Source organism: Aliivibrio sp. S3MY1, from assembly GCF_028765575.1.
In the GTDB taxonomy this organism is placed as follows: domain Bacteria; phylum Pseudomonadota; class Gammaproteobacteria; order Enterobacterales; family Vibrionaceae; genus Aliivibrio.
This window is the reverse complement of sequence record NZ_JARACO010000142.1, coordinates 1-291: the sequence shown is the minus strand read 5'-3', so window position 1 is coordinate 291 and position 291 is coordinate 1. Positions and strand designations below refer to the sequence as shown.

At 36.1% G+C, this 291-nt stretch carries 1 tRNA gene; it reads left to right on the top strand.

The window, feature by feature from the left end:
• The first annotated feature begins 57 nt into the window (after nucleotides 1-57).
• Nucleotides 58-133, top strand: a tRNA-Ala gene (locus PVK62_RS17600).
• Nucleotides 134-291 lie beyond the last annotated feature (158 nt).

Below are 291 nucleotides of genomic sequence, written 5' to 3'. Positions count from 1 at the left end.
CGATTTATGAGTGTTCACACAGATTGATTAGGTTAAAAAATAAAAGAGATGTTATGTGGGGCTATAGCTCAGCTGGGAGAGCGCTTCGCTGGCAGCGAAGAGGTCTGCGGTTCGATCCCGCATAGCTCCACCATCTTTAAGTATTCTCCTTGAGAGTCTTTAAAAATGGTTTCGAAAGAAACATTGCTCTTTAACAATTTGGAAAGCTGACTGATTTAACTAACTTACGAGTTAGATAAATCAAAAATTAAAAGTTCTTAATATCTTTTGTTTATCTTAGATAAACAAAGT